Raw genomic sequence first — 12,872 nt, forward strand, 5'->3', positions numbered from 1 at the left:
GATAACGTTACTGCTGAGGGTCCTCGAGGGTCTTGAGCTTGATCTCGGCCAACGGATGCCCGGCCTTCGCCGCCAAGGTCCACCAACGTGCCGCTTCAACCGGGTCCGGCGCCTTGCTGGCCGTACCGGCGAGGCTGATCACGCCGACCTGATAGGCCGCCTTGCCGTCACCGGCCAACGCCGCCAGCCGCAACAGGCGAATCCCTTCTTCCCGAGCCCCCAGCCCATGGCCGCGAAACGTCAGGATATGCCCGTAGAAACTTTGCGCACCGACGTCGCCCAGGTTCGCCATTCGGGAGAATTGCCCCTCGAGCCAGGCCCAGCCGCGCGGCTGGCGGACCAACCATGACCAGTGAAACAACCGCCGCGCCAGCCAGTAGCCGGCCCGTGCCTTGATGCGCCAGAGCACTCAGGCCTCCGCCGATTCGGGGTACTCGTATTCGAATACCCGGACCACTTCCGAGGCATGCCAGGAAGCGGCGGCCACGCCATCAGAAGGTCCGGAAAAACGGCCAAGGCGTTCAACGCATTCGAAGAAGCCGGTGCGCGGCAACCGACTGGCGCCCTGGCTGATGACCAACGAACTGCGCAACGGCTGTTCAGCCCGGGCGTCCAGCGCCGCCAAGTGCTCAAGGGCCGCGGTCAAGGTCTGCATGGCCGGGCTGGGCAGTTGCAAACGCTCCAGCAAGGCACGGTAAGTCAACAAATGGCGCTGGCGGCGCGCCTGGTCCAATTCACCCAACAACCCATCCCAATGCTGCCGACTGATGCGTACGCTCACGATTCATCCCTCCAACCCGGCACCGTCAATTCCCAGGCCAGACTGCGCCGAATCGCGGCATCGGGCTGACGCTCGCCGCTTTCGATCAAGGCCAGATAAGACGGACTGATACCTACCGTGCGGGCCAGCGCCTCAATGGCGATACCCTTCCCTTCGCGCAAACTGCGTAATTGATCCAGGCCAGGAAGAACCTGACCGGGTGCCGCCGCGTGACGGACTGTAGCCTCGCGCGACGGTGCTTGTTCGACGCCTGCTGCCTTCAACAACGACTGGTACTGATCCCACGGCAAAACCGCGTATTCGGGCTCACCGTCGCGTGTGATTATTTGGATATCCATGTCTACCCCGTAGGACAACAACACTTAGCGAGTCAGCTTTTTTCTTTAGAAGTGTAATCCTAATAGCAGCTAAGGTCGCGGGGCTATGAATCTCTACAGGGGAATGGCGCAAGATCAGGGTTTTTTCTGACCCTGGAGCTGGAGTTGTTCCGGGGTATCGGGAAGTCTCTCGACTCGGGCAAGCTGCTCGGGGGATTGCCGATAACGCCAGGCGCGGAAGGCGTCGAGCTCACCGTCGAGGGTTTTCATGATCCAGGCCAGGACGGCGATATCATCGAACATGCCAAACATCGGCAGAAAATCGGGAATCGCATCCAGGGGGCTGAGGAAATACATCAGCCCCGCCACGATTGAAAGCATCGACTTGGCACTGACCGCCCGGTATTCGCCACGCCAGTAAGCCAGGCACAGCGCCTGCAGCAAGCGCAGGTCTTCCTTGAGCTTGCCCAACCGGCCACCTTCACGGGCACCTTTGCTGGCGACGGCAAACAGCAACGTCGGCAATCGACCGCGGGCCAGCAAACGCCCTGCCAAGGGCAGAAATCGCGCAAAATTCCACGGCGCCTTCATTTTTTCTCCCACTGAAATGTTATCCACACAAATTGTGGATAACCTTGTGAACAGAGCTGCATTTCACCGCTGAAGCCCCCGTTTCATAAGGGCCGGGCTCAGATCGGGCGTTTTTTACTCACATAAAAAAACCCAATATTTCGTTGACTTGACCGGCTGACTGCGTCTAGCACAGCGCCTGTAATGCCTATGACTGTCACCTGCGTTGGGCGTTCGGTTTTTTTGGTATTGACCGAACCCCGGATGCAACAACGCCCCGCATAAGCGAGGCGTTGTTGTTATAGCAGATGCCGTTACTTGGCTGCGTCTGCTTTCGCTGGATCCTTGATCGCCAGCAGTTCCAGGTCGAACACCAGGACCGAGTTGGCTGGGATGGCCGGGCTCGGGCTCTGGGCGCCGTAGGCCAGGTCACTTGGGATGTACAGCTTGTACTTCTCGCCGACATGCATCAGTTGCAGGCCTTCGACCCAACCCGGGATGACGCCGCTGACTGGCAGATCGATCGGGCTGCCACGCTCGACAGAACTGTCGAACACTTTGCCATCAGTCAGCTTGCCAGTGTAGTGGACAGTCACGACGTCGGTCGGCTTAGGCTGTGGGCCATCGGCTTTCTTGACCACTTCGTACTGCAGGCCGGAAGCGGTGGTGGTCACACCGGTTTTCTTGCCGTTTTCTTCGAGGAATTTCTTGCCGGCAGCTGCCGACTCTTCGCTCATCTTGGCCATGCGCTCTTCGGCACGTTTTTGCAGTGCGGCAAAGGCCTCGACCAGCTCTTCGTCTTTCAGCTTCTGTTCTTTCTTGCCGACGGCATCTTCGATGCCCTGGGCGACTGCTTTGGAGTCCAGGTCATCCATACCTTCCTGAGCCAGGCTCTTGCCCATGTTCAGGCCAATACCGTAGGAAGCTTTCTGCGCCGGGGTTTTCAGCTCTACGCTGGTCTGCGAGTCGCAACCCGCGAGTACCAGGCCAACCAGGGCCACCGCCGCCGCCAACCGATGCTGTTTCATGCTATTTCCTTGTTCATGCGCCTAAAGGGCAATCGAATAAAGCCGCGAGCTTATCAGGCGGCCACGACCAATGGCTACCGGCATGTGAGCAGCAAAGCGATGATAAGTTCACGTCCGCAAACGCTTTTTAATCCTGGGTCGATGAAGCCTCTGTCATCCGTTACGCACAGAGACAAATTGCCGCTTACCACAGCCAGGGGGTAATGGCCACTTGCCGGCCAGGCAGCGCTGAGGCATAAGGACATATCAAAAAAAACAAGGACGTTACCGTGCGCCTCCTCTCTCGCATCCTCTTGCTGCTCCTCGCGTTGCTGATTGTCGCCGTGGCCGTGGTGCTTTATTACGTCGCCAATCCCCGCCTGCCGCTCTATACACCGGCCCAGCAGGTGCATTACCTGGATCAATGGAGCACCGCCGAGCGCCAGACGTATTACTTCACGCCCCAAGGCACCCAGGTCAAAGGCCTGCGCTACGACTGGTTCACGGCACTCGAATTACCGTTTTCGCAACAACGCTTTGCTTCGCCGGACTATCTGGCGCGGTTCGGCTTCCTGGTCGACCCGGCGCAAAAAGCCTCGCCGAACAATCCCGGTAACTTACCGGTGGGTTTCGCACGGCATCAGAATTCGGGCAGTAGCGATGAGTTTCTGGATATTACCTGCGCCGCCTGTCATACCGGCGAATTGCGCTTCAATGGCCAGGCCATCCGGATCGATGGCGGCTCGGCACAGCACGTCCTGCCTTCCAGTGTTCCCACGTTACGGGGTGGCAGTTTCGGACAAGCACTGGTCGCCAGTCTGGCTTCCACCTACTACAACCCGTGGAAATTCGAACGCTTTGCCCGCCAGGTCCTGGGCAAGGATTACGATGCCCGCCACGAAGAACTGCGCGAGCAATTCAAGACCTCCCTGTACACCTTCTTGCGGGTGGCCTGGAACGACACTCATCGCGGCCTCTACCCCACCGAAGAAGGCCCTGGCCGTACCGACGCTTTCGGCCGCATAGCCAACGCCAGCTTCGGCGATGCCATTTCGGCACAAAACTATCGGATCGCCAACGCACCGGTGGATTATCCGCAGCTGTGGGACATATGGATGTTCGACTGGGTGCAATGGAACGGCTCGGCCCAGCAGCCCATGGCGCGCAACGTTGGCGAAGCACTGGGGGTGGGCGCCACACTGAATTTCTTCGACGCCCAGGGCAAGCCGTTGCAAGGCGATGCGCGGTACCCTTCCAGCGTGCGCGTGCGCGACCTGAACAAGATCGAAGAGACCCTGCAGCTGCTCAAGCCCCCGGTATGGCCGGAGGCGCTGCTTGGCACGATCGATAAACCCTTGGCCAGCAAAGGCCGGGCGCTGTTCGCCGAAAACTGCGCCGGCTGCCATGTGCCCAAAATGATCCAGGGCCCCGACAGACCGGTTCAGCAGCTGCACATGCTGCCAGTGAAGACGATCGGCACCGACCCAGGCACCGCCAATAACATTGCCGACCATCGCTTCGACCTGACCAGCCTGCAGTGGGATCCGGCCGAGCTGGCGAAACTGGACGTGCAACTGCACCCTGCCCCGACGACGCCGTTGGACTTGAGCCAGCTGTCGGTAGCCAAAGGCCTGGCCTACGTGACCGCGTTTGTCGAAAACCGCGCTTACCGCGACGCCGGCGTTACCCCGGTCGAGCGCCCGGCCCTGGACGGCTTCGGCTTGCCCATCGGCGTGCGCGAACTGCGGGCCTACAAGGCCCGGCCACTGGAGGGCGTCTGGGCCACGCCACCGTTCCTGCACAATGGCTCGGTGCCAACGATCTACCAACTGCTATCGCCCCAGGCCGAGCGGGCGACCACCTTCTATAAAGGCAGTTTCGAATACGATCCGCAACACCTGGGTTATCGCACCGAAGCTTTCACCAATGGTTTCCTCTTCGATACCCGAATCACCGGCAACCACAACAGCGGCCACGAATTCCGCGCCGGTGAACGGGGCAACGGCGTGATTGGCCGCCTGCTGCAACCGCAGGAACGCTGGGCATTGCTGGAGTACCTCAAGGTGCTCGGCGGACCGCTGGAGTCGCAATTGTAATGATGACCCTCTCAGGCAAAAGGATTTTCCCATGCTGATCACGCTCTGGCTGCGCCTCGGCGCCTTTTTGGGTAAGACGCTCCTATGGCTGCTGGGTATCGGCCTGCTCGGCTGGGCGCTGGCCACGGCCTGGTTCGCCTGGCAACACAGCGGGGCGGTGTCGGACAAAGAACAGATACCGCCCGGCGAATCCGCCATGACCCAGGACATTATCCAGACCGCGATTCGCATCGTTGATCAGCACCGTGAAGGCACCCGCTACCTGCGGGACGCCCATGCCAAGGCGCACGGTTGTGTCATGGCCGAGGTCCAGGTGCCGAATGACCTGCCGCCCCTCTTGCGCCAAGGGGTATTCGCCGAGCCGGGGAAGGTCTGGCAGGCGACGATGCGCCTGTCCAACGGCAACGCCTATCCGCAGTTTGACAGCCTGCGCGATGCCCGCGGGATGGCGATCAAGCTGCTGAACGTGCCGGGCAAACAACTGTTGGGGGAGCGACAGTCACAAGGCGAACAGGATTTCGTGATGTTCAATCACCCGAACTTCTTCGTCAGCGATGTCGCCGAATATCGTCAGAATGTGGCCGCCCAGGCCGATGGAAAAAAGGCGCTGGCGTTCTTTCCGAGCGTGGACCCGCGCAGTTGGCAGATCCGCCATTTGTTCATCGCCCTGGCGACCCTCTCCCCGCCACCGGCCAGTCCGACCCAGACCACGTACTTTTCCGTATCGCCCTACAAGTTCGGTGAGGCCAACGCCAAGTTTCGCGTAGCCCCTGATCCGGACAGCTGCCCAGCCTATACCCTGCCAGCGCAAAACCAGGACTTGCCGAATTTCCTGCGCAGTGCCCTGAATCAGCAGTTATCCACAGACCGGGTGCCGGCGTGTTTTGTCCTGCAGATCCAGCGCCAGGATCCGAGCAAGTACATGCCCATCGAAGACACCAGCATTGAATGGCGAGAAAGTGATGCCCCGTTCGAGACGGTGGCAAAAATCAAGGTACCGGCCCAGGACTTCGATACACCCAAGCTGAACCTCGCCTGTGACAACCAGTCTTTCAACCCCTGGTTCGGTATTGAGGCCCATCGCCCCATCGGCGGTATCAACCGCTTGCGTAAAGCGGTGTATGAGGCGGTCAGCGACTACCGTCACAGCCGGAATGCCGAGCAATAGAGAACCGACCAACCGCCAGACAGCAAAAAGCCCGCTCGATTGAGCGGGCTTTTTGTAGGTGACCTGGCGTTCAGTGGGCCAGGAAACCGAAGATGGCGCAGCGGACGGGACTCGAACCCGCGACCCCCGGCGTGACAGGCCGGTATTCTAACCGACTGAACTACCGCTGCGCGAAACATTGAAAGCTTGGTGGGTGATGACGGGATCGAACCGCCGACATTCTGCTTGTAAGGCAGACGCTCTCCCAGCTGAGCTAATCACCCTTCACTTTCGATGCGGGGCGCATTCTCTCACAGTTTTTCGTAACGTGCTGATTTAAATAGAAAATTCAGCAAAAAACTTGAGAGAAGCACATCGCACTAACTGCAAACAGCAAAAAGCCCGCGTGAGCGGGCTTTCCGTGGTCATCTGGCGTTCAGCGTTCCAGATAACCGAATATGGCGCAGCGGACGGGACTCGAACCCGCGACCCCCGGCGTGACAGGCCGGTATTCTAACCGACTGAACTACCGCTGCGCGTAACACGTTGAACGAATGGTGGGTGATGACGGGATCGAACCGCCGACATTCTGCTTGTAAGGCAGACGCTCTCCCAGCTGAGCTAATCACCCTTCGCTTTCGGTGTGGCGCGCATTCTACGGAGCACTCCCTAAGCTGGCAAGCACTTTTTAAATTAATTTTTTCATGCCTTCCAAAGGCTTAGCGAAGGGTTGGCCTATGGCGCCGCGAAGAGAATAATGCCCCCCTTTGTATAAAGGAGAGACTCACCCCATGTGGTTCAAAAACCTGCTTATCTATCGCCTGACCCAAGATCTGCCTTTTGATGCCGAGGCGTTGGAAACTGCACTGGCCACCAAACTGGCGCGTCCATGTGCAAGCCAGGAGTTGACCACTTACGGTTTCGTCGCGCCGTTTGGCAAAGGCGAAGACGCGCCATTGGTGCATGTCAGCCAGGATTTCCTGCTGATCGCCGCTCGCAAGGAAGAACGCATCCTGCCTGGCAGCGTCGTGCGCGACGCCCTGAAGGAAAAGGTCGAAGAGATCGAAGCCGAGCAAATGCGCAAGGTCTATAAAAAGGAGCGGGACCAGCTCAAGGATGAAATCATCCAGGCGTTCCTGCCGCGTGCCTTCATTCGACGCTCGTCCACCTTCGCCGCCATTGCGCCGAAACAGGGCCTGATCCTGGTGAACTCCGCCAGCCCGAAACGCGCCGAAGACCTGCTGTCGACCCTGCGCGAAGTCATCGGCACGCTGCCGGTGCGCCCACTGACGGTCAAAATGGCCCCGACCGCCACCATGACCGACTGGGTCAAGACCCAGAAAGCCGCGGACGACTTCTTCGTGCTGGACGAATGCGAACTGCGCGACACCCACGAAGACGGCGGCATCGTGCGCTGCAAGCGCCAGGACCTGACCAGCGACGAAATCCAGCTGCACCTGAACACCGGCAAGGTGGTGACGCAACTGTCGCTGGCCTGGCAGGACAAGCTATCCTTCGTGCTCGACGACAAGATGGTGGTCAAGCGCCTGAAGTTCGAAGACCTGTTGCAGGACCAGGCGGAACAGGATGGCGGCGATGAGGCCCTCGGCCAGCTGGACGCCAGCTTCACCCTGATGATGCTGACGTTCGGCGAGTTCCTGCCGGCGCTGGTTGAAGCATTGGGTGGGGAAGAGATGCCGCAGGGGATCTAAACCCGACGGATAGCTACCTGTGGGAGCGAGCTTGCTCGCGATAGCGATTTGTCAGTCAACATTTCTGTGGCTGCCACACCGCTATCGCGAGCAAGCTCGCTCCCACATTGGTTTTTGTGGTGTTATTAAAAATAAGGATCAGGTCATGCGTGCATTGGCTGCATTGAGCCGCTTTGTCGGCAATACCTTCGCTTACTGGGTACTGATTTTCGCCGTCGTGGCATTCCTGCAACCGCAGTGGTTCGTCGGCCTGAAAGTCGCCATCGTGCCCTTGCTGGGGCTGGTGATGTTCGGCATGGGCCTGGCCCTCAAGCTGGAAGACTTTGCCGAAGTGGCCCGTCATCCGGGCCGGGTTGCCCTGGGGGTGATTGCCCAGTTCGTGATCATGCCCGGTACAGCGTGGCTGCTGTGCCAAGTGTTCAGCCTGCCGCCCGAGATCGCCGTCGGCGTGATTCTGGTGGGTTGCTGCCCGAGCGGCACATCATCCAATGTCATGACCTGGCTGGCTCGCGGTGACCTGGCCCTGGCCGTAGCTATTTCCGCCATCACGACCCTGCTTGCCCCTCTTCTGACCCCGGCGCTGATCTGGCTGCTGGCCTCGGCCTGGTTGCCGGTATCGTTCTCGGCGCTGTTCTGGTCGATCCTGCAAATCGTCCTGTTGCCGATCGCACTGGGTATCGTTGCCCAACGCCTGCTGGGTGCCCGGGTTCGGCATGCCGTAGAAGTCCTGCCGCTGATATCCGTGGTGAGCATCGTGATCATCGTCGCGGCGGTGGTGGCGGCCAGTCAGGCGAAGATCGCCGAATCCGGCCTGCTGATCATGGCCATTGTGATGCTGCACAACAGCTTCGGTTACCTGCTGGGGTACTTCACCGGACGTGTGTTCGGTCTGCCATTGGCCCAGCGCAAGACGCTGTCGCTGGAAGTGGGCATGCAGAACTCCGGCTTGGGCGCGGCGTTGGCCAGTGCGCATTTCTCGCCGTTGGCGGCGGTACCCAGCGCACTGTTCAGCGTCTGGCACAACATTTCCGGGGCTTTGCTCTCGACGTACTTCCGGCGCATGAGTGAAAAACAGGACCGCGAAACCCTTGCCGCCCGGCAAGCAGCCGACTGAAGCAGACTTGATCGAGTGGTCAATAATGGGCACTCTATCCATCCAGCGCGGGGACGACCCCGCCGCTTGATCCTAGCACTTGATCAAGTGTTAAGCCGGGGACGACCCCATCCATCGATGGAGGTGTTTGATGTCCTGGATCATTCTGTTTTTTGCCGGCCTGTTCGAAGTCGGCTGGGCGGTCGGTTTGAAATACACCGACGGTTTCAGCCGCCCTCTCCCCACCGCACTGACGATTGCCGCCATGGCGATCAGCCTCGGCCTGCTCGGCCTGGCGATGAAGGAACTACCGTTGGGCACAGCCTATGCGATCTGGACCGGGGTCGGCGCCGTGGGCACGGTGATTGCCGGGATCATTTTGTTTGGTGAGTCGATGGCGCTGGTGCGGTTGGCCAGTGTGGCGTTGATCGTTGCCGGGTTGATCGGGCTCAAGGTTAGCGCCTGATTGACCTGTGGGAGCGAGCTTGCTCGCGATAGCGGTCTGCCTGTGACATCAATGCCAGCAGACAGATTGCAATCGCGAGCAAGCTCGCTCCCACAGTTTTTTGTCCTAGCGGACGGTGCCGCGTAATTCCCCCACCAGCGCCTGCAACGTCGAAGGTGTTGCCCCCTCGACCGCGACCGCCGAACCCGCCACCAACGTCACCCGCGACCAAAACCGGCGGAACAGCCCCTTGCTCGGATCGCGACTGAAGAAGCTGCCCCACAGCCCCTGCAACGCCAGGGGAATGACCGGCACAGGGGTCTCCTGAAGGATGCGTGTCATCCCGCTCTTGAACTCGTTGATCTCACCGTCTGCGGTCAGTTTTCCTTCCGGGAAGATGCACACCAGCTCACCGTCCTTCAGATACTGCGCAATGCGCGTGAAGGCTTTTTCGTAGATGTGAATGTCTTCCTGACGCCCGGCAATCGGAATCGTCCCGGCGGTGCGGAAGATGAAGTTCAGCACGGGCAGGTTGTAGATCTTGTAGTACATCACGAAGCGAATCGGCCGACGCACCGCGCCACCAATGAGCAAGGCATCGACGAAGGACACGTGATTGCAGACCAACAGCGCGGCGCCTTCATCCGGGATCGTCTCCAGGTTGCGATGCTCGACGCGGTACATGGAATGGCTCAGCAGCCAGATCATGAAACGCATGCTGAATTCCGGGACGATCTTGAAGATGTAGGCGTTGACGCCGATGTTCAGCAGCGACACCACCAGGAACAGCTGCGGGATCGACAGTTTGGCCAGGCTCAGCAAGACGATGGAGACAATCGCCGAGACCACCATGAACAAGGCGTTGAGGATGTTGTTGGCGGCGATCACCCGCGCTCGCTCGTTTTCGACGGTGCGCGACTGGATCAATGCGTACAGCGGCACGATGTAGAAACCACCAAAGACGCCGAGACCAAGGATGTCGATCAACACCAGCCAGGCGTGGCCGAAGCCGAGCACTTCGAGCCAACCGTGGCCATCGACGCTGTCGGGGATCCCACCGGAATGCCACCACAACAGCAACCCGAACACCGTCAGCCCGAACGAACCAAACGGCACCAGGCCAATCTCGACTTTGCGCCCCGAGAGTTTTTCGCAGAGCATCGAACCCAGGGCGATCCCCACCGAGAATACGGTCAGGATCAAGGTCACCACGGTTTCATCGCCGTGCATCCATTCCTTGGCGTAGGCCGGGATTTGCGTCAGGTAAATCGCCCCGACGAACCAGAACCAGGAATTGCCGACAATCGAGCGCGACACTGCCGGGGTTTGCCCCAACCCCAGTTTCAGGGTGGCCCAGGATTGGCTGAAGATGTTCCAGTTCAGGCGCATCTGCGGCGAGGCCGCCGCCGCTCGTGGAATGCTGCGGCTGGCCAGGTAACCGAGCACGGCCACGCCGATGATCGCGGTCGAGACGACGGGGGCGTAGTGCGCCGAGGACATCATGATCCCGGCGCCGATGGTGCCGGCGAGGATCGCCAGAAACGTGCCCATCTCCACCAGGCCGTTGCCGCCCACCAGCTCCTCCTCACGCAACGCTTGCGGCAGGATCGAATACTTCACCGGGCCGAACAGCGCCGAATGGGTGCCCATGGCAAACAATGCCACCAGCATCAGCGACAAATGATCGAACACAAAGCCCACCGCGCCGACCGCCATGATGACGATTTCGCCAAGCTTGATCAGGCGAATCAACGCATCCTTGGCGAACTTCTCCCCGAACTGCCCCGCCAACGCCGAGAACAGAAAGAACGGCAAGATAAACAGCAGTGCGCAGAGGTTGACCCAGATCGAGCGGTCACCGTCGATGGTCAACTTGTAGAGAATGGCGAGAATCAGCGACTGCTTGAAAATGTTGTCGTTGAACGCGCCAAGGGCCTGCGTGATGAAGAACGGCAAGAAACGCCGCGTGCGAAGCAAGGTGAACTGCGAAGGGTGACTCATCTTCCATGTTCCTGAGTGGCGTGGACGCTTATTGGAATGACGCTTTTCGATCCAGGCCACACATTACCTGTCTTTAGCGATTATTTCGCCAGCCCCGCAATGCATGGCGACACAAACAACTCACCATGCCAGGCCCCCGCCAGCGTGCGCCGCCCGACGATTAGCCACATCACCGCCAGCATCGCCACCAGCACCCCACCGAACACGCTGAAAAATTCCAGCTTCAGCAGGTCCGCCAGCTTCAGCGTCGCCAACGCATACACGCCCAAGGGAAAGGTAAAGCCCCACCAACCGAGGTTGAACGGAATACCGGCGCGCAGATAGCGTGCGGTGATCAGCAGCGCCATCAGCATCCACCAGAACCCAAAGCCCCATAACGTGATACCGGCCACCAGGCCCAACCCGGCGGCGATTTCCCCCACGCCGGGCAGGTCATTGGCGGCGAAAATCAGCGGCGCATCACTGCCCAGCAGCAACATGCCCAGGGCGCCGGTGCCAATGGGGCCGAGGGCCAGCCAGCTCGAGGCGGCCATGTTTTCATGGGGCAATTTGTGCAGGGCCATACGCAATAACAGGATCGTCAGAATGCTGAAGGCTACCGGCAGGGAAAATGCCCAGAGCACGTAGCTGGTGACCAGCATCACCAGTTGCGCATGAACGTCCGTCAGATGCGGCGCCAACAACCCGCCGCTGGCGGCTGCGACTTCGGCGGCCACCACCGGCAGCAACCACACGGCGGTCATCTGGTCGATCCGATGTTCCTGCCGGGTGAACATCAGGAACGGGATCAGCAGGCCGCAGGCCAGCGACAGCGCCACATCGATCCACCACAAGGCTTCGGCCAACGGCACCACACCGCCGCCCCAGCGCGGCAGCCCGAATACCAGAAAGCCATTGATGATCGTCGCCAACCCCATCGGAATGGTGCCGAAAAACATCGAAACCGTTGAATGACCGAAGATCCGCCGCGCCTCGTCAAAGAACAACAGCCAACGGGCCGTGTACAAGCCGGCGAACACCACGAACAACAGGATGTTGAACAACCATAACCCTTCACCCAGCAGGCGCAGGCCCGGCATGTCCCCAGGCCATTGCGCCAGGGCCAACGCCAGCACACCGGTGCCCATGACGACGGCAAACCAGTTAGGCGTGAATTGGCGAATGGCTTCCAACGGCCTGGGCAAATGGCTCAATGGGCGAAAGCGGGTCTTGGCGGCACAGCATGTCATGGCGAACTCCTGTCCTCGGATGAGGTGGAGCCATGCTAGAGCCGGATCGAATATCTATATAACGGGTAATTTCTCTATATGTTATCGATTCGACAGATAATGATCAGACACTGCCCTCGGTCTCGACCACCAGGATTCTCGCTTCGCCCAACGGCTTGGCCACGTGCTCGGTGCCCACCGATGCGTAGAAAATATCCCCTGCATCCAGCAGAGCCTCTTTTTCGACGCCCTCTTCCCGGTAGCACATCAGCACTTGCCCATCGAGCACCACGAACACTTCCTGACCGTCATTGATGTGCCATTTGTACGGCTGATCGGTCCAGTGCAGGCGTGTGGTGATGCCGTTCATGTTGGCGATGTCCAGCGCCGCCCAGGCGCGGTCGCCAGTGAAGGATTTGCTGCGGATGATTTTCAAGAGAGCTCGACCAAAAAAATGCTGGGGCGCCAAGGCTAGCGCAAAACCATCAAAGCGGC

General features: G+C 59.8%; 13 protein-coding genes and 4 tRNA genes. 5 read left to right on the top strand and 12 right to left on the bottom strand.

Annotated features, from left to right (window positions below; all coding sequences use genetic code 11):
- Positions 1-7 precede the first annotated feature (7 nt).
- From QNH97_RS21115 to bamJ, 5 genes are all read right to left on the bottom strand, one after another.
- A complete protein-coding gene (locus tag QNH97_RS21115; RefSeq protein WP_283553750.1) occupies positions 8-409 on the bottom strand; it encodes an SEL1-like repeat protein in 402 nt (133 codons plus the stop codon).
- A complete protein-coding gene (locus QNH97_RS21120; RefSeq protein WP_003179080.1) occupies positions 410-781 on the bottom strand; it encodes a hypothetical protein in 372 nt (123 codons plus the stop codon). It abuts the gene before it with no gap.
- Positions 778-1,119 carry a helix-turn-helix domain-containing protein gene (locus QNH97_RS21125; RefSeq protein WP_283553751.1) on the bottom strand — a complete coding sequence of 114 codons (342 nt, stop codon included), beginning with the start codon at positions 1,117-1,119 and terminating at the stop codon, positions 778-780. Before QNH97_RS21125 ends, QNH97_RS21120 begins: the two co-directional genes overlap by 4 nt.
- Before the next feature lie 114 nt (positions 1,120-1,233).
- The gene (locus QNH97_RS21130; RefSeq protein ID WP_283553752.1) at positions 1,234-1,689 is read right to left on the bottom strand and encodes a YkvA family protein; all 456 of its coding nucleotides are present in this window, start codon (positions 1,687-1,689) and stop codon (positions 1,234-1,236) included.
- A gap of 293 nt (positions 1,690-1,982) precedes the next feature.
- Positions 1,983-2,696: a BamJ family beta-barrel-assembly machinery protein gene (bamJ, locus tag QNH97_RS21135; protein WP_283553753.1), complete on the bottom strand. Its 714-nt coding sequence runs from the start codon at positions 2,694-2,696 to the stop codon at positions 1,983-1,985.
- 269 nt (positions 2,697-2,965) lie between these two features.
- Between bamJ and QNH97_RS21140 the strand changes: the two genes are divergently transcribed.
- Complete coding sequence (locus tag QNH97_RS21140; RefSeq protein WP_283553754.1) at positions 2,966-4,771, top strand: di-heme-cytochrome C peroxidase; 1,806 nt, start codon at positions 2,966-2,968, stop codon at positions 4,769-4,771.
- A 31-nt stretch (positions 4,772-4,802) separates the two neighbouring features.
- Positions 4,803-5,939, top strand: coding sequence for a catalase family protein (locus tag QNH97_RS21145; protein WP_283553755.1), 1,137 nt, complete (start codon positions 4,803-4,805; stop codon positions 5,937-5,939).
- Between the two features lie 93 nt (positions 5,940-6,032).
- On the opposite strand, the gene QNH97_RS21150 is transcribed toward QNH97_RS21145, so the two are convergent.
- The 4 genes from QNH97_RS21150 to QNH97_RS21165 form a co-directional block, all read right to left on the bottom strand.
- A tRNA-Asp gene (locus QNH97_RS21150) sits at positions 6,033-6,109 on the bottom strand.
- Positions 6,110-6,126: 17 nt separating this feature from the next.
- Positions 6,127-6,202 (bottom strand) — tRNA-Val (locus tag QNH97_RS21155).
- Positions 6,203-6,377: 175 nt separating this feature from the next.
- Positions 6,378-6,454 (bottom strand) — tRNA-Asp (locus tag QNH97_RS21160).
- A 19-nt stretch (positions 6,455-6,473) separates the two neighbouring features.
- Positions 6,474-6,549 (bottom strand) — tRNA-Val (locus QNH97_RS21165).
- A gap of 160 nt (positions 6,550-6,709) precedes the next feature.
- Here QNH97_RS21165 and rdgC point away from each other — a divergent pair.
- The 3 genes from rdgC (at position 6,710) to sugE (ending at position 9,189) form a co-directional block, all read left to right on the top strand.
- Entirely contained in the window at positions 6,710-7,630 is a 921-nt protein-coding gene (gene rdgC, locus QNH97_RS21170) for a recombination-associated protein RdgC (RefSeq protein WP_265029358.1), read from the top strand.
- Between the two features lie 145 nt (positions 7,631-7,775).
- Positions 7,776-8,744: a bile acid:sodium symporter family protein gene (locus QNH97_RS21175; protein WP_283553756.1), complete on the top strand. Its 969-nt coding sequence runs from the start codon at positions 7,776-7,778 to the stop codon at positions 8,742-8,744.
- Positions 8,745-8,874: 130 nt separating this feature from the next.
- A complete protein-coding gene (gene sugE / locus QNH97_RS21180; protein ID WP_003204587.1) occupies positions 8,875-9,189 on the top strand; it encodes a quaternary ammonium compound efflux SMR transporter SugE in 315 nt (104 codons plus the stop codon).
- Positions 9,190-9,294: 105 nt separating this feature from the next.
- On the opposite strand, the gene QNH97_RS21185 is transcribed toward sugE, so the two are convergent.
- The 3 genes from QNH97_RS21185 to QNH97_RS21195 all read right to left on the bottom strand — a co-directional run bounded on the left by QNH97_RS21185 (position 9,295) and on the right by QNH97_RS21195 (position 12,813).
- On the bottom strand, positions 9,295-11,169 hold the full coding sequence (locus tag QNH97_RS21185; RefSeq protein ID WP_283553757.1) for an MFS transporter: 1,875 nt from the start codon (positions 11,167-11,169) through the stop codon (positions 9,295-9,297).
- A gap of 80 nt (positions 11,170-11,249) precedes the next feature.
- Entirely contained in the window at positions 11,250-12,398 is a 1,149-nt protein-coding gene (locus tag QNH97_RS21190) for a TDT family transporter (protein WP_283553758.1), read from the bottom strand.
- A gap of 103 nt (positions 12,399-12,501) precedes the next feature.
- Entirely contained in the window at positions 12,502-12,813 is a 312-nt protein-coding gene (locus tag QNH97_RS21195) for a cupin domain-containing protein (protein ID WP_283553759.1), read from the bottom strand.
- Between the last annotated feature and the right edge of the window lie 59 nt (positions 12,814-12,872).

The organism is Pseudomonas sp. G2-4, from assembly GCF_030064125.1.
GTDB lineage: Bacteria > Pseudomonadota > Gammaproteobacteria > Pseudomonadales > Pseudomonadaceae > Aquipseudomonas.